The organism is Angustibacter sp. McL0619 (genome assembly GCF_049994355.1).
In the GTDB taxonomy this organism is placed as follows: domain Bacteria; phylum Actinomycetota; class Actinomycetes; order Actinomycetales; family Angustibacteraceae; genus Angustibacter.
Genome location: NZ_CP188257.1, coordinates 899,233 through 923,784, shown reverse-complemented (window position 1 = coordinate 923,784; position 24,552 = coordinate 899,233). Strand labels below are relative to the sequence as shown.

The 24,552-nt window shown below is 72.3% G+C and carries 19 protein-coding genes; 5 read left to right on the top strand and 14 right to left on the bottom strand.

Features of this window, described 5'->3' with window-relative positions; genetic code table 11:
- Positions 1-109 precede the first annotated feature (109 nt).
- Together ACPPVT_RS03915 and ACPPVT_RS03910 are read right to left on the bottom strand one after the other, a co-directional pair.
- The gene (locus ACPPVT_RS03915; protein WP_426565669.1) at positions 110-1,435 is read right to left on the bottom strand and encodes an MFS transporter; all 1,326 of its coding nucleotides are present in this window, start codon (positions 1,433-1,435) and stop codon (positions 110-112) included.
- Complete coding sequence (locus ACPPVT_RS03910) at positions 1,432-1,773, bottom strand: MarR family winged helix-turn-helix transcriptional regulator (protein WP_426565667.1); 342 nt, start codon at positions 1,771-1,773, stop codon at positions 1,432-1,434. Before ACPPVT_RS03910 ends, ACPPVT_RS03915 begins: the two co-directional genes overlap by 4 nt.
- Before the next feature lie 277 nt (positions 1,774-2,050).
- Here ACPPVT_RS03910 and ACPPVT_RS03905 point away from each other — a divergent pair, with 277 nt between their 5' ends.
- Positions 2,051-3,439 (top strand): DUF222 domain-containing protein, encoded by a 1,389-nt coding sequence (locus tag ACPPVT_RS03905; RefSeq protein ID WP_426565665.1) that lies wholly within the window; start codon positions 2,051-2,053, stop codon positions 3,437-3,439.
- A gap of 74 nt (positions 3,440-3,513) precedes the next feature.
- Here the strand turns inward: ACPPVT_RS03905 and ACPPVT_RS03900 are convergent, their stop codons facing one another.
- Positions 3,514-4,296, bottom strand: coding sequence for a maleylpyruvate isomerase N-terminal domain-containing protein (locus ACPPVT_RS03900; RefSeq protein WP_426565663.1), 783 nt, complete (start codon positions 4,294-4,296; stop codon positions 3,514-3,516).
- A gap of 10 nt (positions 4,297-4,306) precedes the next feature.
- The gene (locus ACPPVT_RS03895; RefSeq protein WP_426565661.1) at positions 4,307-5,908 is read right to left on the bottom strand and encodes an NCS2 family permease; all 1,602 of its coding nucleotides are present in this window, start codon (positions 5,906-5,908) and stop codon (positions 4,307-4,309) included.
- A gap of 103 nt (positions 5,909-6,011) precedes the next feature.
- Between ACPPVT_RS03895 and ACPPVT_RS03890 the strand changes: the two genes are divergently transcribed.
- Positions 6,012-6,263 (top strand): DUF2530 domain-containing protein, encoded by a 252-nt coding sequence (locus tag ACPPVT_RS03890; protein WP_426565659.1) that lies wholly within the window; start codon positions 6,012-6,014, stop codon positions 6,261-6,263.
- Between the two features lie 16 nt (positions 6,264-6,279).
- On the opposite strand, the gene ACPPVT_RS03885 is transcribed toward ACPPVT_RS03890, so the two are convergent.
- Positions 6,280-9,297 carry a sacsin N-terminal ATP-binding-like domain-containing protein gene (locus ACPPVT_RS03885; protein ID WP_426565658.1) on the bottom strand — a complete coding sequence of 1,006 codons (3,018 nt, stop codon included), beginning with the start codon at positions 9,295-9,297 and terminating at the stop codon, positions 6,280-6,282.
- Positions 9,294-10,157 (bottom strand): DUF3027 domain-containing protein, encoded by an 864-nt coding sequence (locus ACPPVT_RS03880; protein ID WP_426565656.1) that lies wholly within the window; start codon positions 10,155-10,157, stop codon positions 9,294-9,296. The genes ACPPVT_RS03885 and ACPPVT_RS03880 overlap by 4 nt, the downstream gene beginning before the upstream one ends.
- A gap of 91 nt (positions 10,158-10,248) precedes the next feature.
- Here ACPPVT_RS03880 and ACPPVT_RS03875 point away from each other — a divergent pair, with 91 nt between their 5' ends.
- Positions 10,249-11,646: an MFS transporter gene (locus tag ACPPVT_RS03875; protein ID WP_426565654.1), complete on the top strand. Its 1,398-nt coding sequence runs from the start codon at positions 10,249-10,251 to the stop codon at positions 11,644-11,646.
- Positions 11,647-11,658: 12 nt separating this feature from the next.
- Here ACPPVT_RS03875 and ACPPVT_RS03870 read toward each other — a convergent pair whose 3' ends face one another.
- Entirely contained in the window at positions 11,659-12,042 is a 384-nt protein-coding gene (locus tag ACPPVT_RS03870; protein ID WP_426565652.1) for a cold-shock protein, read from the bottom strand.
- A gap of 110 nt (positions 12,043-12,152) precedes the next feature.
- Complete coding sequence (gene larE / locus ACPPVT_RS03865) at positions 12,153-13,694, bottom strand: ATP-dependent sacrificial sulfur transferase LarE (protein WP_426565650.1); 1,542 nt, start codon at positions 13,692-13,694, stop codon at positions 12,153-12,155.
- A gap of 86 nt (positions 13,695-13,780) precedes the next feature.
- Between larE and ACPPVT_RS03860 the strand changes: the two genes are divergently transcribed.
- Positions 13,781-15,181, top strand: coding sequence for an MFS transporter (locus ACPPVT_RS03860; protein ID WP_426565648.1), 1,401 nt, complete (start codon positions 13,781-13,783; stop codon positions 15,179-15,181).
- On the opposite strand, the gene ACPPVT_RS03855 is transcribed toward ACPPVT_RS03860, so the two are convergent.
- The 6 genes from ACPPVT_RS03855 to ACPPVT_RS03830 all read right to left on the bottom strand — a co-directional run bounded on the left by ACPPVT_RS03855 (position 15,174) and on the right by ACPPVT_RS03830 (position 22,224).
- A complete protein-coding gene (locus ACPPVT_RS03855) occupies positions 15,174-16,157 on the bottom strand; it encodes an aldose 1-epimerase family protein (protein WP_426565646.1) in 984 nt (327 codons plus the stop codon). The two genes, ACPPVT_RS03860 and ACPPVT_RS03855, sit on opposite strands and share 8 nt — an antisense overlap.
- Before the next feature lie 29 nt (positions 16,158-16,186).
- Positions 16,187-17,854, bottom strand: coding sequence for an AMP-binding protein (locus tag ACPPVT_RS03850; protein WP_426565644.1), 1,668 nt, complete (start codon positions 17,852-17,854; stop codon positions 16,187-16,189).
- Between the two features lie 16 nt (positions 17,855-17,870).
- Positions 17,871-19,382, bottom strand: coding sequence for an alpha/beta hydrolase (locus ACPPVT_RS03845; protein WP_426565642.1), 1,512 nt, complete (start codon positions 19,380-19,382; stop codon positions 17,871-17,873).
- Between the two features lie 3 nt (positions 19,383-19,385).
- Entirely contained in the window at positions 19,386-20,654 is a 1,269-nt protein-coding gene (locus ACPPVT_RS03840; protein ID WP_426565640.1) for an MFS transporter, read from the bottom strand.
- Positions 20,647-21,279, bottom strand: a complete 633-nt coding sequence (locus tag ACPPVT_RS03835; RefSeq protein ID WP_426565638.1) for an ArsR/SmtB family transcription factor — start codon at positions 21,277-21,279, stop codon at positions 20,647-20,649. The genes ACPPVT_RS03840 and ACPPVT_RS03835 overlap by 8 nt, the downstream gene beginning before the upstream one ends.
- 75 nt (positions 21,280-21,354) lie before the next feature.
- Positions 21,355-22,224, bottom strand: coding sequence for an LLM class flavin-dependent oxidoreductase (locus tag ACPPVT_RS03830; protein ID WP_426565636.1), 870 nt, complete (start codon positions 22,222-22,224; stop codon positions 21,355-21,357).
- Positions 22,225-22,260: 36 nt separating this feature from the next.
- Between ACPPVT_RS03830 and ACPPVT_RS03825 the strand changes: the two genes are divergently transcribed.
- The gene (locus ACPPVT_RS03825; protein ID WP_426565634.1) at positions 22,261-24,543 is read left to right on the top strand and encodes a helicase-associated domain-containing protein; all 2,283 of its coding nucleotides are present in this window, start codon (positions 22,261-22,263) and stop codon (positions 24,541-24,543) included.
- The last annotated feature ends 9 nt before the right edge of the window (positions 24,544-24,552 follow it).

The following is a 24,552-nucleotide window of genomic DNA, read 5'->3' as shown; positions in this document are numbered from 1 at the left end:
AGGCACCGAGCAGGGCCGCGAGGACCAACGAAGCGAGGGCGACGCTGACGACGAGCCGCCTGGTCCTGGGAGTCACGGGGTCAACTGTAGGTGCGTGCCGGTACCGCGCTCAGGCAGCCGAGCGGGTGTCTGCGACCTGATCTGCGAGCATCCGGTCGCGGGCGACCTCGCGCGCCGCCCGGGACTGGCGCACCTGCAGGCGCGGGGTCTGCGTCAGGCTGTAGCTCAGCCGCAGTTCCTGCTTGCGCGCCACATACACGCCGGCCACCACAGCCGTGGAGAGCGAAACCAGACCGCCGAACAGGATCGTCCAGCGCGGGCCCATGGTGGCGCCGATCCAGCCGATGATCGGTGCACCGATCGGCGTGCCACCCATGAAGATCGCCATGTACAGGGCCATCACCCGACCGCGCATCTGCGGCGCGACGGACAGCTGCATCGTGGCGTTGGCGCTCGTCATCAGGGTCAACGCGGACAGGCCGACCGGGATCAGTGAGAGCGCGAACAGCTCGTACGTCGGCATCAGCGCCGAGATCGAGGCGAACACCCCGAACGCGAACGTGGCTCCGACGACGAGCCGCAGCCGCGGGCGCTCGCGGCGCGCGGCCAGCAGCGCGCCGGCCAGCGAGCCGATGGCCATGATCGAACCGAGCAGCCCGTACTCGCCCGCTCCCTTGCCGAACGCGCCGGTCGCCATGATCGCCGTGGTCATCTGGAAGTTCAGCCCGAACGTGCCGACCAGGCAGACGATGCTCATGATCAGGATCAGGTCGGGGCGGTTGCGCACGTAGCGCACGCCTTCGCGCAGCTGCCCCTTGCCGCGTGGCGCGCGGTCGGCCGGGGTCAGCTCGCTGGCGCGCATCCGCAGCAGCGACCCGATCACCGCGAGGAAGGTTGCGGCGTTGATCAGGAAGACCGGGCCAGTGCCGACCCAGGCGATCAGCAGCCCGGCCAGGCCGGGCCCGATGATCCGGGCCGCGTTGAACGAGGCGCTGTTCAGGCCGACCGCGTTGGACAGGTCCTCGCGGGCCACCATCTCGCTGACGAACGCCTGCCGGGCCGGCGAGTCCACTGCGGCCGCCATGCCGAGAGCGAACGCGAGGGCGTAGGCCTGCCAGAGCTGTGCCGAGCCGGTCACCACGAGCAGACCCATCACGAGGCCCACCAGCCCCATCGCAGCCTGGGTGCCGATCAGCAGCTTGCGCTTCGACACCCGGTCGGCGAGCAGGCCGGCGAACGGGGCAAGCAGCACCATCGGGGCGAACTGCAGACCCGTGGTGATACCGACGGCGACCGCCGAGTGGTCCGTGAGCACCGTGAGCACGAGCCAGTCCTGGGCGACGCGTTGCATCCAGGTGCCGACGTTCGACACGATGGCGCCCATGGCCCAGACGCGGTAGTTGAAGGTCCGCAGCGCGCGGAAGGTCGGGCTCACGAATCAGCCAGACGGTTGAGGATCACAGCGGCCTGAGCGAGGACCTCGCGCTCGGCGGGGGTCGCCTCGGCGAGGCGCTTGGCGAACCAGGCGTCGCGGCGTTTGCGCGTCTCGCGGACGACGGTCGCGCCATGCGCGGAGAGGCTGACCAGGACCTGGCGACCGTCGGAGGGGTGGTCGGTCCGGTCGACGAGGCCGAGCTGCTCCAGCGCGGCGATCGTGCGCGTCATGGACGGCGGCTGCACCTTCTCGCGGACGGCGAGCTCGCGTGGAGTCATCGGTCCGACCACGTCGAGACCGGCCAGCACCGAGTACTGCCCCGGGGTCACGTCATCCACGCTGCGCTCCTGGCGGAGGCGACGGGACGTGCGCATGACAGCCATCCGCAGCTCGACCGCGAGGGACGCGATCGGACGGCGGGTTGGGGGGCTGGCTGCGGAAGACATCACTTGTTAGCGTACCTCATTACCTTTGCTAATGACTCTGTGGGGTCAACCGGCTCTTGCTGTGGATTGTTCCCGGCCGTCCACAGGGCTGGGTCCACAGCTGGTCCCACCGTCCACAGGTTTCCTGTGGCACAGGCGATCTGACGGCGACCACCCCTAGCGTGGCCACATGACCACAGACCCGGGCAGCACGGCGGCAGACGACGAGTCCGCTGCGCTTGCCCGCGCGATCTCTGCGGTGGCCGAGCTGGCCCAGGCCGAGTCCTGGCAGCTGTCGGATGCGGAGCTCATCGCAAGCGTCGCCGGGCTCGAGCACGCCACCCGGGTGATCGCGGCGCACTCGACGCGACTTCTCGCGGACGCCGGCTCGCGTGGACTGCCGGCCAAGTCCGGGCACGGCCGGCTGGCGCACTGGCTGCGCGAGGTCGTTCCGACGATGTCACCCGGGCAGGCGGCCGGGCAGGCCCGGCGAGCCGAGCGGCTCTACAGCACCCCGACGGCGGCCGACCTTGCACCGACCCGGCACGCCATGCTCACCGGCGAGCTGGCGGCAGACCAGGTCGACGTGGTGTCCCGCACTGTCGAGGGACTGCTCCCGCCGAGCGTCCCGGCGGGGACCATCGACGCCGAGACGCTGCACGAGGCTCAGGACTTCCTGCTGGACCAGGCAAGGGTCTTTGACGCTCCCAGGCTCCACAGTCTCGCCAGCTACCTCACCGCGCGCCTGGACCCGGACGCGGACGCTCGGCTGGCCCGCGACGAACGAGCCAGGGCACGGGCGCGCGCGCTGACCATGGTGACCGAGAACTCCGGGATGGTTCACCTGACGGGTTCGCTGACACCCGAATGCGGCGCCGCCCTGCGCACCGCCCTGGACGCCTGGTCCGCACCCCGACCGGCCGCGGACGGCACGCCCGACCCGCGCACACCGGCCCAACGCCGTCACGACGCCCTCAACCTGGTCGCCGACACGGTGGTGGCCACGCCGGGACTGCTGCCGGAAACCCATGGCAGCCCCTACCGAGTGGTGGTCACCGTGGCGCAACCGACGTTGGCCGCGACCCTCGAGGGCCGACCGGTGGACGGGCTGCAGCCCGCCACCCTGCCCGACGGAACGGCCCTCAGCTCCGAGGCGCTGGCCAACCTCGCCTGCGACGCCGACCTCGTGCCCATTCTCGTCGACGGCGTCGGCAACCCGCTCGACGTCGGTGACACCCAGCGACTGTTCCCACCCCGTCAGCGAACCGCGATCGCCCACCGTGACCGGCACTGCAGCTACCCCGGGTGCCAGGCACCGCCCGCCTGGTGTCAGGCCCACCACATCGTGCCGTTCGGCGCGGGTGGAGCAACGTCGGTCGAGAACGGGACGCTGCTCTGCGGCCGCCACCACCGTCACGTCCACGCGACCCGCGCCCGCGCCGAGCTCGTTGACGGACATGTGGTCTGGAACACGGGACCACCAGGAGATCTGAGCCCGCCGAACCACGCGGCGCTCACCCGAGCCACCCAGGCCCTGGACGCCCTGGCCCGCCGATGGCACCTGCGCAGGCGCGAGTAGTGCCACACACTTCGCGCTGGCGTGACACTTCGCGCTGGCGAAAGCGCCACTGCGACTAAACTACTGCGACTTCGCTACTGCGACGCGATCTTGATCCGCGCTCGCAGTCGAGCCAGCACACCCTCGTCGCCGGACTCCTCGAGATCGGCCGGGCGTCCCCAGAGCGCCAGGTCCAACCCGAAGGCGTCCCCGACCAAGCGCGCATCGGCGGACGAGCCAGACTCCGCCCACGACACGACCTGCGCGCCGTCCGGCAGCTCGACCAACCAGGCACCGTCCTCGAAGTCCACGAGCAGTGTGCCGGCCGCACCCTCGTCCGCGCCGTCCGAGGTCACCACGTCAGGGTCGCCTGCCATCCAGGTGAGCAGCTCGTTCAGCCCGTCCACGGCCAGGCCCGGCGCCGCGTCCGCGCTCGCCACGCCAACCACGGACTCGGCGTCCACGCGGTGCACCAGCGCCTCGTGTGCCATCCGGCGCGCCCAGGCACCTGTCGTCCCCTCGCCGGCTCCCTCCATCCAGGTCCAGCACGCGGAGTCGGGGCCGAGCTCGGCCAGCAGCTGCTCGAGCTCGGCGCGGATGGAGTCGTGCCAGGCCAGGGCAGTCGGCTGGTCCATCTCGTCGGCCAACGTCCACTCGCCCGGGTGCAGCGCCCGGCCGAACCGCAGCACCGCGACCTTGTGCGAGTAGACGTCGCAGACGTGCCGCAGCAGGTCCAGCGCGGTCCACCCTGGACAGGTCGGCACGGCAGCGTCCGGCGAGGCGCCCTGCAGCAAGGACGCCAGCCGGTCGCCGTCCGCTCGGTACGACGCGAGGTAGGCGTCATGGGTCAGCCAGCTCGCGCGGTCATCCACAGTCATGCCAGTCAGGCTAGGCCACCCCCAGCCAGCTCTTGATCGGGTCGATCGCGAAGTACACGATGAACAGCGCGCTGACCAGCCACAGCAACGGGTGCACCGACTTCGCCTTGCCGCGCACCAGCTTCAGCAGCACGTAGGTCACGAAGCCCGCGCCGATGCCGGCGGTGATCGAGTACGTGAACGGCATCAGCACGATGGTCAGGAAGGCCGGGACCGCGATCTCCAGGTCGTCCCAGGTGATGTCCCTGACCTGGGTCATCATCAGGAACCCGACGATCACCAGCGCCGGTGTGGCGGCCTCGTAGGGGACGATCTCGACGAGCGGCGCCAGGAACGTGGCGAACAGGAACAGCACGCCGGTGACCACCGAGGCCAGTCCAGTGCGGGCGCCCTCACCGACACCGGACGCCGACTCGATGTACGACGTGTTGCTCGACACGCTCGCGGCGCCACCGGCCGCGGCGGCCAGCGAGTCGACCACCAGGATGCGCTCCACGTGCGGCGGGTTGTCGTGCTCGTCCAGAAGGTCGCCCTCCTTGCCGATGGCGACGACGGTGCCCATGGTGTCGAAGAAGTCCGCCAGCATCAGGGTGAAGATCAGCAGGACGGCACTGACCACACCGATGGCGGCGAACGAGCCCAGCAGGTCGAACTGGCCGAGCAGCCCGAAGTCCGGCTTCGCCAACCAGTCGTTGGGGATCTTGGGCACGTTCAGACCCCAACCGGTGGGATTGACAACCTTGCCGCTGGCGTCCGTCTGGCTGCCGATGCTGAAGATCGCCTCAAGGATGATCGCCAGCACGGTGGACCCGATGATCCCGTAGAGGATCGCGCCCTTCACGTGGTTGACCATCATCACCACGATGGCGAGCAGGCCGAAGACGAACACGACCGCCGGCCAGCCCGCCAGGAAGCCGCCGACGCCCAGCTCGACCGGAGTCGGCCCGGCCGGCTTGCGCACGATGCCCGAGTCGAACAGGCCGATGATCGTGATGAAAAGCCCGATACCCACGCTGATGGCTGTCTTCAGCTGTCCGGGCACAGCGCGGAACACCGCTTGGCGGAACCCGGTCAGCACCAGCACCAGGATGATCAGACCCTCGATCACCACCAGGCCCATCGCGTCGGCCCAGGTCATCTTCGGCAGGGTCGCGATCCCGAAGGCCACGAAGGCGTTCAGGCCGAGCCCGGTCGCCAGGGCGAGAGGGTAGTTCGCGACGACGCCCATCAGGATGGTCATCACGCCGGCGACCAGCGCGGTGCAGGCGGCCACCATCTGCAGGTTGGGTGTGGAGCCGCCACCGAGGAACTGTCCGGTGCTGTCCTTCGTCGTGCCGATGATCAACGGGTTGAGCACAACGATGTACGCCATCGTGAAGAACGTGACCAGCCCGCCCCGGAGCTCACGGCCGACGGTGGACTGGCGTTTGCTGATCTCGAAGAAGCGGGTGATCGCGTTCTCTTTGAACGCGGTGTCGGTGCTCGAGGTGCTCGAGGTGCTCGAGGCGCTCGAGGACCTCGTGGAGCTGGTGGACGTGCCGGACTTGTTGGGCTTGCTGGGCTTGCTGGGCTTGGCGCCGGACTTGGCGGCGTTGGGCTCGGAGCGGGACATGGGCACCTCTCGTCACGGCCGTGCGGGCGACGCACATGCTGCCAGAGAAGACGCCGTTGTGGCAGGGGGTCGGGCAGAGCGCCCAAGGACCTATTCTGGAGCGGTGACCAACCCCTCCCCAGCCCCCCGGGACGACGCCGAACTGGCGCCGATCGCCGTCGACACAGCGCGCATCGTGGTGATCGGCACACTCTGCTGGGCAGTCGCGCTGGTGGTCACTCTCGTCGTCCCGTCCCTGCACTCCGGCGACCGCGACTGGTGGCCCTGGACGTGCGTGAGCGGGCTGCTCCTTGGACTGCTCGGGCTGGCCTACGTGCTGCGCGGTCGCGGCAACGCTGCCGGCGCCCGCGACTGAGGGCTCAGCACGCAGCTCAGAGGTCCTCCGCCAGCCGGCGACCGAGCGAGCCCGGGTCGGCCAGCACCTCGGCCAACAGGTGCCGGGCGGGCCACGTACCGCTCGTCCAGGCCAACGCCCGGGCCAGGCCGTCCGAGGTCGACGCGTGCGGGCGTCCGGCGTCGTCCACCCACCAGTCGACCTCCTGCCCGTCGACCGTGAGCACCTCGTGCTCGACCCACGTCGGCGGGACCGTCGGCACCGCCAGCCGCGCCACCGCCGGGACGTCGGCCGCCAGCCCGGGGCTGCTCACCGCTCCGACAGCACGCTCGCTGGACAGGTCCAGGTCGAGCAGCCCGGCAAGCTCGTGGGCCCGGCCGGACGGCGCGACGACCAGCCCGCCGACGTCCGCGCGCTGCAGCCACCGGGGGTCGTCGGCCACCACAGCGTCTTCGCGGTCTACCAACCGGGTTCCCTCGCCGGTCCGGTCAAGCACCCGAACTCGTTGCGGCACAGGCACCTCGAAGCGTCCGGCCGAGGCAAGCCAGCTCCACAGCCGCAGGCAGCTGGGCACGCCGAGCTCGCGCTGCGGATCCCCGATGGCCCCGACCAAGCGTGCCACGACCTCCTCGTCCAGCGGCAACGAGCTCGCCGGGTCGACGACCCCGAGCGCGGCCTGCACCTGCGGGTCGAGCCCCTCGACCCAGTCGGGTGCGGCGTCCAGCACACCGTCCAGGTCGTCCGAGCCGGGGGCGACCGTCCCGGTCAGGCCCAGCTCGTGGCCGAGCCACCACGCCGTGTACGACGGGAAGGTCGCCGCGCCGTCCGAGGTGCGCAACCGCACTGGGGTGAGCAACGCGCGCCGGAGCTCCGGATTGCCGGCAAGGTGCCGAACGGCCGCCGGCCACGCCTGTTCCAGCACCGCATCCAGGTCGCGCACAGCCACCACGTCGCCGGCCACGACGCCGCGCCCGAGCACCTCGTCCGCCCACTGCTCGAAGCCGTCCAGCTCGGCCAGCTCGTCCGGTGGGTCGTGCAGGTCGGGCTCCTGGGCGGACCAGGTGCCCAGTCCGTCCAGCACCCCGACTGCCGTCAGCACCGCCGGTGACCAGGCGGCGGTGACCTCGGCCCCGAGCAATCCGATCGCGTCCGGGTCGAGCAGCTCGGCCGCGGCCGATCCGGGCAGGGCGAGCACTGCGGCAGGCGCGAGCTCGCCATCGTCGTCGGGCAGCGGCAGGTCACGCAGCCACGCCAGCTCACCTGGCGCTATCCCCTGTCCCGCAACGGCTGCCGCGACCAACGCGAGCACCGCGTCAGTCACCGCGAGCGCGTCGCCCCCGTTGTCTACCAGTGCGCCGTCTCCCGACAGCGCGTCGGACAACGCCTGGACGGCGACCCCCACCGCTGGGTCGTCCAGCACCGCTCGCGCCGTCGCCGGCCGAGCACCGAGGCGCTCCAGCAGAACGTGAGCCGCGTCCGGGTGGACCACCCGCAGCCCGAACCTGGCCAACGGCTGCAGTGCCTGTTCGGGCAGCTGACCGGACTCGCCGAGCAGCAGCCCCCGTGCCCCGCGCACCACCCGGCCGTCGGCGAGCGGCACCGGCAGGGCAGCCATCGCCTCACGTGCCCGGGCATCGACCGCGAGCGAGGACAGGCCTTCGTACAGCGTCCGCCAGGACGCCGGGTCCCCTTGCGCCGGAAGGGTCTCGACCACATCGGCGAGCGCCATGACCGGGACGTCGAGGGCGCGCAGCGCGGACCGCCCCCAGGACGGGGCCTCGACCAGACCGGCCAGCCGCGGCGCCAGGACTTCGAGCGCTCCCGGGTCGGCGTCGACGTCCAGCACCACGGCGTCGCGGGGTCGCAGCGGCCGTCCGTCCTCGACGCCGGCGAGGATCTCGGCCCCGGCGAGACAGGTCAGGATCTGCTCTCGCAGCCGACCGTCCAGCGCACCAGCAGGCAGGCCCACCGGCACGAGCCGCAGCACCTCGAGCTCGACCTCGACTCGGGACCGCCGCAGGGCCAGCTCGCTGAGCAGGTCGGCGTAGCCGCGAGCGCACTCGGCGACCAGCCGGTCGGCCAGCGGTCCGGGCGCCACGTGCCGCCGGGTCGGGTCCAGCGGCAGCGAGGCTAGCAGGAGGGCGGGCAGCGCCAGCGGCTCGTCGGTCGGGGTCGGCGCGTGCACCGTCCCCGGGACGACGACCTCGGGCTCGCGCGGGACCGCCCACAGCACCTGCCAGCCAAGCTGGCGACGTTCCTCGGTGGGGCGGTCGGCTAGCAGGGCGGCACGGTCGGACGCCGTCCAGGTGCCGGCGCGCCGGTGCACGTGCCAGCGCTGCTCCGCGCCGGACAGCGCCCGGCGGCGGCCGTCGACGTCCAGCACGACCTCGGTCAGCGCCGGCAGCGCCAGCAGGAGCGCGTCGTCAAGGGTGGCGAGCTGGGCGCGCACCGCATCCGCCGCGACCTCGTCGCGCAGCGCGAGCACGACGGCGGTGTCGAACCCGTCCGGTGGCGTGCCGTCAGCCTCGAACGGCAGCCGGAGCACGGGCACGTGACCCTCGCGGCGGCGCACCTCGTCGGCCAGCGCGGGTGTGTCCTGGCCGGCGGTGGCGACCAGCGCGGCGGTGTCCTGGCGGGAGAACCGCACCCCACCCGTGCGGGAGAGCACCGCCGGTTCGTCACTGACCGCGAGCACCGCCGCGAAACCGACACCGAAGCGGCCGACGCTGTCGTCGTCCGCCGACTTCGCCGACGCCCGCAGCGTGGCCAGCGACTGCACTCCGGCCGCGGTCAGCGGCTCACCGGTGTTCGCGGCGATCAGCACGGGTGGCTGGTCCGGCCGCTCGCGCAGGGTCAGCAGCAGCCGGCCGGGGACCTCGGCGCGGGTGGCGGCGTCCGCGGCGTTCTGCGCCAGCTCCACCAGCAGGCGGTCCCGGTAGCCGCCGAGAGCCAGGTCCTCCTCGGTGTTCGCGTCCTCGCGCAGGCGCACCGGCGCCGCGGTCCATGCCGCAAGCACCCGCTGGCGGATGCCGGCCGTGCCGAACGGGTCGGTCACTCGGTGCTGTCGTCTTCGGGCTGCTCAGCCTGCTCGGGCTCTGCAGTCCGTCGCTCGATCTCGACGCTCTCGTATCCCAGCTCGTCCAGCACCGGCAGCTCGACGACCTCGCTGCGCTGCTCGACGTCCACCTCACTGTGCGCGCCGCAGCCGTGGTCCAGGCTGACCACGGAGCCGTCGGACGGGGACCACTCGTTCGCGCACACCCCGAACACCTGCCGCAGCGCGCCGGCCATCGGCACCAGGTAGCCGCAGGTGGTGCATTTGGCGGGCGCCTGCTGGGCGTGCGGGTCGTCCGGGCCGTGACTGCCCTCGTACCAACGCTGCGCCGCGTCCTCGCGACCGAGCAGCGACAGCACGCGCGGCCGACCGAGGCCGAGCTCCCAGAGCGCGAGCTGGTCGGCGTCCTCGTCCCCGGTGGCCTGGTAGCCCAGCTCGAGGTTGGGGTCGTCCACCCGCTTGGGCAGCACGTCGCCGGCGGACAGGTCGCCCGGCGCGAGCCGGTCGGACCAGGGCAGCCACTGCGGCGACAGCAGTGCCTCGTCGCCGGGCAGCAGGTTGACCTCGCTGACCGTGACGGCCCGCGACCGTGGTGCGCGGGAGAAGGTGACGACCCACTGCCAGCCCCGGTAGCCCATGGAGGAGCATGCGAACGCGTGGCTGAGCAGGCGCTCGCCGTCCGCGCTGATGCCCAGGTGCTCGCCGACCGCACCGGGCTCGGCGACTTCCAGGGCCGCCTGACGGGCGAGGTCGACGGCGTCGGCGAGGACCGCGTCGACCGGGGCGGCGCGCCCGCGGCGTGCTGCGGCAGCCTCGGGCTCGACGGCGACGACGGCGACGGTGTCGGTGGGGGTCGGCATGAGACCGAGTGTCCCGCACCGCGGACCAGGATGCGAACAGCACCCGACCCGCCGGGTGCCGACAGTGTCCTTGTCGCCGCGGAACGGCAGGATGGACGTCGTGGACGCGACTCGTCGGACAGGCCAGGCGACCCGCCGCGCCGCCACGGCATCGGGTCGGATGGGGCGCACCGCGTGGCGCCGGGTACGCCGGGTGACGACGGCCCAGGGGGCCGGTGAGTCCGGCCTGGCCAAGGTCATCGAGCTGCACGCCGTGTCGGCGGCCGGGGACGCCTTGGTGCTGCTCGCGCTGGCCAACACCGTGTTCTTCTCAGTGCCCGTCGGCGAGGCGCGCAGCCGGGTCGCGCTGTACCTGCTGGTCACGATGCTGCCGTTCGTGGTGATAGCTCCCGTGCTGGGGCCGCTGCTCGACCGCTTCCGGCACGGCCGGCGCTACGCGCTTGCCGTCACCTTCGTCACGAGAGCCTTCCTGGCCTGGGTGATGGCCGGCGCGGTGGCCGGTGGCAAGGAAGCGTTCGCGCTGTACCCGGCGGCGTTCGGTTACCTGGTCGCCAACAAGGCGTACCTGGTCACCCGGGCCGCGGCCATCCCCCGCGTCCAGCCTCGAGGGGTCAACCTGGTCACCGCCAACTCCCGGGTGCTGCTGGGCGGGATCGCTGCGGTGGCCGTGGCCACCCCGGTCGCCGTCCTGGTGATGCGGGCCGGCCCCGAGTGGGTGCTGCGGCTGGCGTTCGTGGTCTACGTGGTGGGTACCGGCCTGTCCCTGGCCCTGCCCATTCGGGTCGACTCGGCAGTCGGCGAGGTCGCCGCCCGGCTGTCCTCGGACCAGCAGCAACCACGCAGCCCGTCGGACGAGACCGCGCAGCTTCCTGCCGGACGACGCTCGGTGCGCTGGAGCATCGGCCCCCGGGTGGTGCTTGGTCTTCGTGCCGTGGCGACCCTGCGCGGCTTCACCGGCTTCCTCACTTTCTTCCTGGCATTCGCGCTGCGCACCGACCCGATCTCGGACTCGCTGCCTCTGCTCGCCTCGATCGGCCTCGTTGTCGGTGCGGCCGGCATCGGCAACACCGTGGGTACGTCGCTGGGCGCGCTGCTGCGGCGGCTGCGACCCGAGCTCGTGGTGACCGCCATGCTGGCCCTGGCCGGGGTGGGCGCGGGCGTGGGCGCGCTCTGGTACGGCATGGTGCCGGTGCTGGTCACCGGCTTGTGCGCGGGTCTGGCGGCGGCGCTGGGCAAGCTGTCGCTGGACGCGCTGATCCAGATCGAGGTGCCCGAGGACGTCCGGGCGTCCGCCTTCGCCCGCTCCGAAACCGTGCTTCAGCTGGCCTGGGTGGTCGGTGGCGGGATCGGCATCTGCCTGCCGATCCCAGGGGCGTGGGGCCTGGCCGTGGCAGCCGTCGCCCTGCTGGTCTCGTTGGCGATCACCGTGCGCTCGCTGGTGCGATCGCGACGCCCCTCCCCGCGCCGACCTTCGCGCGTCCCGAGCTAGGCGTTCAGCGGCTCAGGCGTCCAGGTCATCGGCGACCGCACGCAGCAGCGAAGCCACCTTGGCGCCGGCCGCCTTGTCCGGGTATCGACCACGGCGCAGCGTGTTGCCGACACCGTCGAGCACCTTGATCAGGTCCTCCACGATGACGCCGAGGTCGTCCGCCGGACGGCGGGTGCGGGCCGCCACGGACGGCGGGGCGTCGAGCAGCTGCACCGACAGCGCCTGGGCGCCGCGGCGACCCTCGACGACGCTGAACTCGACCTTGGCACCGCCCTTGACCGTCGTGGTGCCGGCAGGCAACGACGACGACGGCATGAAGACGTCGCCGCCCTCGTCCGAGCTGATGAACCCGAACCCCTTGGCCGTGTCGAACCACTTGACCTTGCCAGTCGGCACCGTGACCCCCGTACAGGTAAGAAGGAAGGGCGCACCGTCCCACGAGGAGACCGCACGCCCGAGATCGGCACCAGGGTAACGCCCGTGTCCAGCCGGTTGACCTCGATCGCTCAGCGATAGCGCTCGGGCGTGCTCAGCAGCTCGTTCATCGACCCGGACCGGAAGCCGCGCGGGTCCAGCTCGGCGGTTGAGAAGCCGGCGGTCACGACGTCGGCCAGCAGTCCGCCTGCGCGCCACCCGGCTCCGGCACCCTCGCCGGCCAACTGCTCCAGCGCCGCCAGCGCCGCCAGCGCCGAGTCGTCCAGCTCGATCCGCGCCCGGTCCTCGCCCAGGTCGCGGACCCGAAGGTCGCGGACACCGACCCCGTGCTCAGCGCACCAGTGCCGCACCGCCGCCTCGGCCCGGTCCACCCGGGCCAGTCCCGACGAGCTGATCTGCACGCCGTACGCGATTCGGCTGGACAGGCAGGCGGCGGCCGGCTTGTCCCAGGTCGGCAGGTCCCAGCGGGCGGCGGCCGCCCGCACCTGGGCCTTGGTGAAGCCGGCGTCCCGCAACGGCGTCAGCGCCCCGCGCTCGGCAGCCGCCTTGATACCGGGCCGGAAGCCCGCCAGGGCGTCGTCCGCGTTGGTGCCGGTGGCCACGGCCACGATGCCCAGCGACGTCGCGAGCGGACCGAGGACGTCGAGCAACTCGGCCTTGCAGAAGAAGCACCGGTCCCCGGCGTTCGCGCGGTAGCCCTCACGGGACAGCTCGTCCGTGCGTGGGGTGAGGTGGCGCACGCCCAGGCTGCGGGCCAGGTCAGCCGCCTGGTCGAGCTCGCCGTCGGCGAGCGAGTCGCTGACCGCAGTGGCCGCAACGACGTTCTGCGGCCCGAGCGCGCGGACCGCCGCGGCCAGCAGGAACGCCGAGTCCACCCCGCCGGAGAAGGCCACCATCAGCGACCCGGTGGCGGACAGCCGGGCGTGCAGATCCGCCAGCCTCTGGTCCAGCACATGCTCGGCCAGCCAGGGCGCGAACTGCTCGAGACCGGGCAGCACGAGATCTGCACCGGTGGCGGCAAGCGCCGCCTCGTCGTGCGGGCCGGTGGCCACCGCGACCGCGAACGCGCTCGCGGCCCGGGCGCCGAGCACGTCACCGGGGTGGTCCCCGACGTAGACGCTCACGCCGTGCTCGCGCAGCGCGAAGGCCTTGTCCGCGGCGAACAGCCGTCCGACCACGACGTCCGCCTGCAGACCGACGTGCTCGAGCACGAGTCGGACGGCGGGCTCGGGCTTGGCGCTGACCACCACGACTCGCCCGTGCAAGGCACGCACCGCGTCGAACGCGGCCGCGGCGCCTGGGAGCGCAAAAGCGAGAGGCACGCCGATCCGCGGGTAGAGCTCGCGGTAGCGGTCCGCCACGGGCAGCACGAGGTCGGCGGGCAGGAACGGCGCGAGCATGTCCTCCATCGGGATGCCGATGCTGGAGGCCATCACCGCGTCGTCCACCGTGTACCCGCGCTCGGCCACCGCGGCCCGGACGGTCGCGACGATGCCCTCGCTCGAGTCGACCAAGGTCATGTCGAGGTCGAAGCCCACCGCCAGGTCGGCGGGCGCGCCGTACGGCGCGCCCGCGTTCGGCGCGGGGCTTGGCGGCGCAGGGTCGTAGTCCACGCAGCCAGCCTATGCGCGCCCAACCGGCCCAGTGCCCGCGGATAACGGTTTGGGGACTGTCGGTGGTCCTTGCGACCATGGACGACATGCCCACCGCTGTTCCGAGCCGTCCCACGCTGTCCTCGTTCTGGCACGACCTGCCGCGCGAGGGCCGCCTGCTGCTGTCCACCGTCATCGTCGACGCCCTCGGTATCGGCTTCGTGCTGCCCTTCGGGGTCGTCTACCTGCACGAGGTGCGCGACATCGCGCTGCCCACGGTGGGCGTGCTGCTGGCCCTTCCATCGGCCATCGCGCTGGCGCTGCTGGGGCCCATCGGCACGGTGATCGACCGGTACGGTCCGCGCCGGCTGCAGATGCTCGCGCTGACGATGAACGTGCTGGGCAGCCTGGTGTTGGCGTTCGCGACGACGCCGGCAGCCGCGGCCGTGGCCTTCGGGTTGTTCGGCGCGGGGCAGGCGGTGTTCTGGCCTGCCTCGCAGTCGCTGGTCGCCACCATCGTCCCCGCCGAGATCCGCCAGCGGTACTACGGGCTGAGCTTCACCGTGCTCAACCTGGGGATCGGCATCGGGGGCCTCGCCTCGGGCATGTTCGTCTCCGAGGCGCATCCGTGGACGTTCCAGGCGATCTACGTCGCGAACGCCCTGTCGTTCCTGGCCCCGCTGTCGGTGCTCGCGATCCCGCTGCGGCACGTCGGCAACACCGTCGTCCCGCACGAGGACGACGCGGCCCCGTCCGGCAGCTACCGGGTGGTGCTCGGGCACGGGGTGTTCCGGCGCTTCCTGATCGTGGTGTTCTTCTCCGCGTTCGTGGGCTACGCCCAGTTCGAGGCGGGGTGGACGGCGTACTCCCGAACGGTGGCGGAAGCGTCGACGAAGCTGATCGGCATCGCCTTCGCGGTCAACACCGCCACGATCGTGCTGTTGCAGCTCGTCGTCATTCAGCGCATCGAGGGGCACCGCCGCACCCGCGTGCTCATGTTGATGAGCGTGGTGTGGGCGCTGTCCTGGTCGCTGATGGGGATCGCCGGGCTGCTGCCGGGGTCCGTGGTGGCCGCCGTCCTGCTCAGCGCGAGCATGGGCGTCTTCGCGCTCGGCGAGACCTTCCAGTCGCCGGTGGTGCCAGCCATCACCAACGACCTGGCGCCGGAGCACCTGCGCGGTCGCTACAACGCCGTCGGCTCCGGGGTCTTCCAGGTCGCGGCCGTCGTCGGCCCGGTGACCGCCGGGTTCCTGCTGGGCCACCACCTGGCCGCGCCGTTCGTTGTTCTGCTGCTGGTGGGCTGCGCCGTGATGGTCGCCATGTTGGGCCGGCTCGAGCGGGTCATCTCGCCCGAGGCGAACGGCATCGGGCTGCGGCCGTCTGCTGGGGGCGACGACGGCGACAACGGTGCAGCAGTGCCAGCGCAGCACACTCCTGAGCGCCAGTCGGCGTCGGTGGGCTCGGCGTCGGTGGGCTCGGCGTCGGTGGGCTCGGCGTCAGTCAGTTGAGCGACAGGCCCCAGGTGGCGACGTGCTCGTCGCCTGGGGCCAGCCGCACGACCCCCGCCGCCGCCGGGTCGGGGGCGTTGAAGGCGTCCGGCGGGCACGTCATCGGCTCGACGGCGAGGCCGCGACGGCGCTGCAGCGGCCCGAGCGTGTCGCCGGAGAAGACCTGCGCCCAGTTGTAGGCACCGTCTGCCCAGAGCACCACATCCCGATCGGTGCCCGGGTCGGTCAGACGAATCCGCCAACGTCCGTCCGCGTCGCGGTCCAGGTCGCCGTACGCCGTGTCGAGCACCCGCTCGCCGATCCGCGTCGGCTCGCGCAGGTCGTACGGCGTGCCGTCGACGGAGTGCGCCCCGGTCGGGATCCCCAGCGCGTCCGTGTCGTACCAGGTGCCAGCCGGCACGGTGAGCAAGATGTCGTCCACCAGTTCGGTCCCGGCGGTCAGGTACGGGTGCGAGCCCGTGCCGTACAGGCAGTCGGCGTCCCCGACGTTGCGGACGCGGACGGTGACGGTCAGGCCACCGTCGTCCAGCGCGTACGAGACCCGGGCCCGCAGGGACGTCGGCCAGCCCGGCTGCGGTGGCAGCGTGCACTCCCAGGTCACCTGCTCGGTGTCCGCTGCGACCACGTGCCAGGCGACCCAGCGCAGCAGGCCGTGGATCGCGTTGCCGGTGCTCGGCTCGCTGACCGCGAGCTGCTGCTCCGCGCCGTCCAGGGCGTAGCGGGCGCCGGCGATCCGGTTGGGCCACGGCACCAGCGTCTGGCCGCGGCCGCCGGACGGGCGCTCGGACTCGGCGAAGCCGTTGACCACCGGCCGACCGTCCAGGCTCAGCGAGCGCAGCCCGGCCGCCACCGCAACCGTCCACGCCTCGTGGCCAGCGTGGCTGATGCGCACCTGCTCGCCCGTGGGTGGCAGCGGCGCGTCGGCGGTCGGGTTCGAGGTCGGGGATGCGTTGCCGTCCTGGGTACCTGAGCTCACGAGCGCATTCTGGCGCATGGGTGCGGGGTTCAGGCGTTGCGGGTCGCCGCCGCGGCCTGCAGCCCGAGGATCTCGACAGCCGCCTCGCGCATCTCGACCTTGCGCACCTTGCCGGTCACGGTCATCGGGAAACCGTCCACCAGGTGCACGTACCGCGGCACCTTGTAGTGCGCGATCTTGCCGGCGCAGAACTCACGGACGGCGTCGGCGTCCAGGGCCGTCGACTCCGGTTTCATCACGATCCACGCCATCAGCTCCTCGCCGTACTTCTCGTCGGGCACCCCCACCACCGACACGTCAGCGATGTCCGGGTGGCCGTAGAGGAACTCCTCGATCTCGCGCGGGTAGACGTTCTCGCCGCCGCGAATCACCAGGTCCTTGATCCGGCCGACGATGTTCAGGTACCCGTCGGCGTCCATGGTGGCCAGGTCTCCGCTGTGCATCCAGCGGGCCGCGTCGATCGCCTCGGCGGTCTTGGCCGGCTCGTCCCAGTACCCGAGCATCACGGTGTGCCCGCGGGTGCACAGCTCGCCGGCCCGCCCGCGCGGCAGGGTCAGCCCGGTGGCCGGGTCGACCACCTTGGACTCCAGGTGCGGCATGGTCCGCCCCACGGTCTCGGTACGGCGGGCCAGGTCGTCGTCCGAGCGCGTCATGGTCGAGACGGGTGAAGTCTCGGTCATCCCGTAGCAGATGGCCACTTCCGCCATGTGCATCTCGACGACCACTCGCTTCATCACCTCGACCGGGCAGGGCGAGCCGGCCATGATCCCGGTGCGCAGGCTGCTGAGGTCATAGTCGGCGAAGCCCGCCAGGCCGAGCTCGGCGATGAACATGGTCGGCACGCCGTACAGGGACGTGCACTTCTCCTCCTGCACGGCCTGCAGGGTCGCGGCGGCATCGAAGGACGGCGCCGGAATCACCATGCAGGCCCCGTGCGAAGTGGCCGCCAGGTTGCCCATCACCATGCCGAAGCAGTGGTAGAAGGGCACCGGGATGGCGATCCGGTCCAGCTCGCTGTAGTGCACGAGCTCGCCGACGAAGTAGCCGTTGTTCAGGATGTTGTGGTGGCTGAGCGTCGCGCCCTTGGGAAAGCCGGTCGTGCCGGAGGTGTACTGGAGGTTGATCGGGTCGTCCGGCCCCAGCTGCGCCTCGCGCTCGTGCAGCCGGTGGTGGTCCACCCGGCTGCCGTTGGCGACGAGCTCGGTCCAGGACTGCTCGCCGATGTAGACCACGTCCGTCAGGCCGGGGCAGTCTGCGCGCACCTGCTCGACCATCGAGCGGTAGTCCGAGGTCTTGTGCTGCACCGCGCTGACCAGCAGCCGCAGCCCGGACTGGTTGACCACGTACGCCAGCTCGTGGCTGCGATAGGCCGGGTTGACGTTGACCAGGATCGCGCCGACCTTCGCCGTCGCGTACTGCAGCAGGACCCACTCGGCGCAGTTCGGGCTCCAGATGCCGACGCGCTCACCCTTGCGCACACCCAGCTCGAGCAGGCCGAGCGCGAGCTCGTCCACCTCGACGTCCAGCTCGCTGTACGTCCAGCGTCGGTGCGTCGGCACGTCCACCAGCGCCTCGCGATCACCCCAGCGTGCGACCGTGCGCTCCAAGTTCGCCCCGATCGTCTCGCCGAGCAGCGGCGTGTCCGAGGTGGCGGAGGTGTACGACGGCATGACGGGCTCTGCGGCGCTCGCGCTCATGCGCCCATCCTGGCCCTCAACCCAGGAAGTCGGCCACCATTGCCCGCACCGACGCCGGCCCGCGCGACTGCACCGAGTGCCCAGCTCCGGGCACGATCACCAGCCGGGACCCCGGTAGGTCCAGGTGCGCCCGCTCGGCCCAGGCCAGCGGCGTGCTCAGGTCGCGCGATCCGTGCAGCAACAGAGCCCGGACGCCGCGCAGCGACAGCGACCCCAGCGCCGGGTCAGCGACCCTCGGCCACAGCTCGCAAGTCCGCATCTCGCCGTTGCCGCGCGCGGTCTGCTCGTCGAACGGGAACAGCGCGGACGCCGACAGCCGGGCGACCGCGCGGTCGGCGGCCCGGGCCCGCGTGGCTGGGGCGGAGTCGGCGCCGCCCCACGGGAAGGTCAGATCCAGGCAGAGCGTGCTCGCATGCAGCCCCTGGCTGAGCTGGTCCGCCGGCCCGGCACTGTTCCGCTGCCACTGCGCCACCAGCGAGCGCAGCCCGGCCGGTTGGCCCGCAGCCGCCGAGGCCAGCGCCGCGAACAGCCCCGGGTAGGTCGGCTGGACGACCGACATCAGCGAAATGACGTCGAGCAGAGCCGGTCCCAGGTGATACCGCGCGACGGCTGCCGACAGGTCCGCTGCGGGATCGCCGACGCACTGCTCGGCGGAGCACACCTCACGCAGCACGGCCGCGACGTCCGGGAAGGATTCCGCGTTGGTCGCGGAGAACGCGTCGACTGGGACGACCGAGTCCAGCACCAGCCGATCCACCGCGGCCGGGTGTGCGGCGGCGTAACGCTGCGCGACGTACGTGCCGTAGGACACGCCGTCGATGGACCACTGCTTCAACCCGAGTGCACGCCGCAGGTCGTCCAGGTCGGCCACGGTGTCCGTGGTGCCGTAGTGCGCGGCGTCAGCGCCGATCGCTGCCCCGCACTCGGTGACGGCCTGGTCGCTGGGCACCTCGAGGTCGGCGTAGCCGATCTGCCGCTGCAGCAGGGGGCAGACCAAGGCGTTCGCGCCGGTGCCACGCTGGTCGACGAGCACGATCCGGTACTGGTCACGCACGGCCGCGAACTCGTCCAGGATCCGCGGCGCGAACTGCACGCCCGGCTGGCCGGGGCCACCGGTAAGGAACAGCACCGTCCGGTCCGCGTCGAGGTTGCCGCCAGCCGCCACTGCAAGATCGAGGCGGCGTCCCGCGGTTGCTCCGTTAGTTCCCGCCTGATCTCCCGCCGTGTCTGCCGCCGGGGCGCTGCGGTCCAGCGGCACGCTCAGTGTTCCGCAGGTCAGAGCCGCCAGCTCCTTTGCCGCACAGCGCTTCCAGCCGCTCCACGACTGCGCCAGCGGTGCAACCCCGCCGCTCGTGCCGGTGCCGATGACAGAGCCGGTGCCGGTGACAGAGCCGGTGCCGGTGCCGGCGGCCCGCGGACCGGTCGAACGTGTCCCCGCGTCCTGACCAGCAGATGAGCAGCCCGCAGCCAGTGCCGTGGCCGCCACCAGGAAGGCGGCCAGGGCGGCTGCTGTGCGAGGACGCTGCACCGGTCAGCCCGGCTCGACGTTCAGCGGCAGGTGCGGATCGGTCATCTCGAGCTCCAGCGCCGCAACGGTTTGCGCGTCGCCTTCGGCCGGGGCGGACGGGTCCTCGCGCAGCCGCAGCATGGCATAGCCGGCTCCGACCAGGTTCCCGGCCGCCATCACCACGAGCAGCACCCGGTAGTCCACCACTGCCACCAGTGCTGCGCCGGCCAGGACGGACAGCAGCTGCGGCCCGCCGGTGAGGAACTCGAACGCTGTGAACACCCTGCCCTGCAACGGTCCGGGCGTACGACGCTGCAGCGCGGTGACGATCGCCACCACCACCACCGGCAGCCCGGCCCCGAGCACGAACGACCCGGACGCGACCACGAGCACGAGATGGCTGGTGGCCAGTGCGCAGCCCACTGCGATCAGGGCCAGACCGGGCGCGACGAGCCGGAGCTCACCGATCTTTCCGATCAGCAGGGTGACCGACACCCCGCCGAGGACCGCCCCCGCACCCTGCACGGCCGCGAGCACGCCGATGAACGACACCGGTCGGCCGAGCCCCTGGTCGACCACCGCGAAGAACACGCTCTCGCCCAGGCCGATGGCCAGCAGGCAGATCACCGTGGCGATGACGAGCGCGCGCAGCGCCGGGTGGGTGAACAGGTGCCGGGCGCCAGCGCTGGCCTCGCGGATCACGTGGTGCTCGTGCGTCTCGGGCTTGGGCTCCTCGACCCGCATCAGCGCGAGCGCCAGCGCCGAGACCAGGAACGTCGCGGCGTCCAGCACGGCAACCGCGTGCCCGCCGAAGCCGGCGAACAGTGCCGCCCCGCTCAGCGGGCCCACCAGTCGCAGCGCCTCGCGCACCGTGCTCAAGGTCCCGTTCGCCTGGCCGAGCAGCTGGTCCGGCAGCATCGTGCTGAGCAGCGCCGAGCGCGCGGACTGGAAGAGCACCAGCGAGGCGCCGTAGACCAGGCCCACCGCGTACAGCAGCCACAGGTCGCCCTCGTCGTGCACGAACAGCAGCATCAGGACGACCGCCGCAGTGACGACGTCGACCCCGATCATCAGCGGACGACGCGGCAGCCGGTCGATGACGATGCCGCCGAGCGGGGCGAGCAGCGTGGGAACGATGACCGCAGCCAGCACCGTGCCGGCGGCGGAGTTCGATCCGGTGAGCTGTTTGGCCCACATCGCGAGCACCAGCAGCATCGCGGTGTCGCCGAACATCGACAGGGTCTGACCGACCAGCAGCAACCGCAGGTTACGCAGGCGCATGAGCTCACGCATCGTCGTTCTCCTTGTTCGGAGTGGTTTCCGGTGAGGTAGGGGCCTCGGCCTCGAGGTCGTCAGCGCGCGGGAAGCCCTGCGCGCGAAGGTGTACCAACCTGGCGCCGTCCGGTCGACGAGAGGGGGCGGCCACCCGGTCCAGGTACTTCTGCCACAGCGTCATCAGGTCGTCGGACATCTGCGCCAGCTCCGCAGGCGTGAGGTAGAGGTTCGCGCTGGCGTCCATCGCGCTCGTCGACCATGCCGGCTCGAAACGGTCCGCGGCCGCTAGGTACTCGCGGTAGAGCTCCTCGCTGCGCTCGCGGAACTGCTCGGCCAGCGCTTCGCTGGCCGCACGCGCAGCCACGGTCGAGTTCTCGTCCGGCTCCCAGTGGTGGCCGACCGCGGTCGCCTGCCATGGGCGGTTACGCCCCACGCCGGTGGGCGCCTCCTCCAGGTAGCCGTACTTGGCCAGCTGGCGCAGGTGGAACGAGCAGGACGACGGGGACTCACCGACCAGTGGCGCGCACTGGCTCGCGGTGAGCGGGCCGCGCAGGGTGACCAGCTCGAGCAGCTTGATCCGCAGCGGGTGAGCCAGGGCCCGCATGGTCCGGGCCCCGGTCAGTGCTCGCAGCTCGTTGGGCATGTCATCGAAAGTACTCTTTCGAAAGCATGCTTTCAATACCCTTTTGCCAGTTTCTTCGAGGTTCGCGCGGCGAGGTCAGCCAGGCGCGATCCGCTCCAGCACAGCCACGTCGCCCGCGTAGACGCCGGAATCGCGCGGCCAGTGGGTGACGACGTCCGTGAAGCCCAGCCCCTCGGCGCGCCCGACGGCATCCACGAACGCCTCGCGGGAGGCCAGCGAGAACACCGCGCCGGAGTCCAGGTTCAGGTACCGCGGCACGCTCGACGGCTCGCGGCCGGCCGCGACCAGGGCATCCTCGAACCGGCCGACCAACCCCGCGACCCCGTCCCACCAGGCGTCCTGGCCGTCGTCCGGGGACGTCGCCCCGGTGGTGGCCCAGCCGTCCCCGCGCTCGGCCGCCACCCGCATACCTTTCGGGCCGTTGGCCGCCACCACGAAGGGCATCCGCGGACGCTGCACGCTGCCCGGGTGCATCCGTGCCTCCACGGCGCTGAACCACTCCCCCTGCCAGCTGGTCACTGGCTGGCGCAGCAGCAGGTCGAGCAGGGTGACGAACTCGTCCAGCCGCTGCACGCGCTGAGCCGGAGTCGGCGCCTCTACCCCCAGAACCCTTGCGTCCCAACCGGACCCACCCGCGCCCACGCCGAGCACGAAACGGCCGCCGCTGACGTCGTCCAGGCTCATCAGCTCCTTCGCGAAGGGGACCGGGTGGCGGTAGTTCGGCGAGGCGACCCAGGTGCCCAGCCGGATCCGCTCGGTCACCAGGGCCGCCGCGGTCAGCGTCGGGACGGTGGCGAACCAGGGCTCGTCCGCCAGCGACTGCCAGGCCAGGTGGTCGTACGTCCAGGCATGCGAGAAGCCCATCTCCTCCACCGCCCGCCAACGCGCTGCCGCCTCCGGCCAACGCTGCTGGGGCAGGACGACGACACCCACGTTCACCGACATGTCGTCACCCTAGGCGGGCCGCGTAGCGTAGTGCGGATGGCCACTCGACCTGCTGCGGTGCCGCGCAGCCTCGCCGACGAGCTGCGCTCGTGGGACGACGCGCGGCTGGTCGGCTTGCTCCGGGCCAGACCGGACGTGATGGCGCCAGTCCCCGCGGACCTCGCCACGGTGGCCGCGCGCTGCACCACTCGGGCCAGCGTGCACCGCGCGCTGGACAGCCTGGACACCTTCACCCTGCAGGTGCTCGACGCACTCGCCGTGCTGCCGGACCCGACCAGCCGCGCTGAGCTCGCGAGGCGGCTCGGCGTCCGGACCACCGTGCTCGCCCCAGCTCTGGACCGGCTGCGCGACCTGGCGCTGGTCTGGGGACGGGACACCGCGCTACGACTGGTGCTGACGGTCCGGGACACGGTCGGCCCGTACCCCGCCGGCCTCGGGCCGCCCGCGTCGAACGCGCCGTCCGGCCAGCAGATCGACGAGGCGCTGGCCACCGCACCGGCCGGCGTGCGCGAGGTGCTGGACCTTCTGGTCTGGGGCTCGCCCGTGGGGGCGGTACCGAACGCTGATCGGCCGGTCAGCGCGCAGTCCGCCCGCTCACCGGTCGAGTGGCTGATCGCGCACCGGCTGCTCACCGTGCTCGACCCCGGGCACGTCGTGCTCCCCCGCGAGGTCGGGCTGCATCTGCGCGGCGGCCGAGTGCACGCCGCGGTGCAGGTCGAGCAGCCCCCGGTGCAGGTCACCGAACGATCGGCCCGGTTGGTCGACTCCGCCGCCGGAGCGGCGGCGAGCGAGTTGCTGAGGCTGGTCGGCGAGCTCGGCGAGCTCTGGGGACTCGCCCCACCACCGGTGCTGCGGGCCGGCGGCCTGGGCGTCCGGGACCTGCGGCGGACCGCCAACGACCTGGACCTGGCCGAGCCCGCCGCCGCCCAGGTCATCGAGCTCGCCTACGCCGCCGGCCTGGTCGCCGCCGACGGGGCCGTCGGCCCCTGCTGGGCCCCCACGCCCGCCTATGACGCCTGGACCGCAGACCCGCCGGCTGTCCGCTGGCGCCGGCTGGCCCAGGCGTGGCTGCGCAGCTCGCGGGTGCCCGAGCTCGTCGGCGAGCGCGACGAGCGCGGGACGGTTCGGGCGGCGCTGTCCGCGGACGTCGACCGCGGGGTGAGTGCAGCGGTGCGGCAGAGCGTGCTCGTCCTGCTGGCCGAGCTGCCCGCGGGCTCGGCCCCGGACGTGGACTCCCTGATCGCCGGACTTCGCTGGCGGCGCCCGCGGCGCAGCGGAGCGTTCACCGAGCAGCTGGCCCGATGGTGCGTGGCCGAGGCCGAGCTGCTCGGCGTGACCGGCCGCGGCGCGCTCAGCGCGGCCGGGCAGGCGCTGTGGTCCGCGCACGTGGCCACACCGAGCGAGGACGCACCGGTCGAGCAAGCGGTCGCCGCGCTGCTGCCGGCGCCGGTCGACCATGTGCTGCTGCAGGCCGACCTGACCGCTGTGGCGCCAGGCCCGCTGGAGGCCGAGCTCGGTCGGCTGATGCACGTGTCGGCCGACGTCGAGTCCCGCGGCGGTGCCACCGTGTACCGGTTCACCGCCAACAGCGTGCGGCGCGCCCTGGACGGCGGATGGGCAGCCGACCAGCTGCTCGCCGAGCTCGCCGCCGGCAGCCGCACCCCGGTGCCGCAGCCGCTGGACTACCTGGTCCGCGACGTCGCCCGACGCCACGGGCGGGTCCGGGTCGGCGCCGCTCGCGCCTTCGTGCGCAGCGACGACGAGGGCGTGCTGCGCGAGCTGCTGGCCGACCGGCGCGCTGCGGTGCTGCAGCTGCGCTCGCTGGCCCCGAGCGTGCTGGCCGCGCAGGCTGACCCGGCGACGGTGCTCGAGGTGCTGCGCGAGATGGGGATGGCGCCGGCCGCCGAGTCGAGCACCGGAGAGGTCGTGGTGCGCCGGCCCGACGTCCGCCGGACCCCGCCCCGGCAGCCACCGACCCCGGCACGAGGCGAGGTCGTGCCGGCGGCCGAGCCGCTGGTCGAGGCCGTGGTCCGGGCGCTGCGCAGCGCTCCGACACCCGAGCCGCCGCCCAGCGGGCCGCCGCTGAGCCCCTCGGAGCCCACCCACACCATCGCGGTGCTCCGCGAGGCGGTCGAACGGCGCGAACGCGTCTGGATCGGCTACGCGGACGGCGCCGGGCGGGTCGAGCGCAGGGTCGTGGAACCCCTGTCCATCGAGGGCGGCCGGGTCACCGCCTTCGACCACACCCGCGAGGAGGTGCGCACGTTCTCCGTTCACCGGGTCACCGGCGTGGCACCCGTGGAGCCCACTGATCGCTAGGGTGAGGTC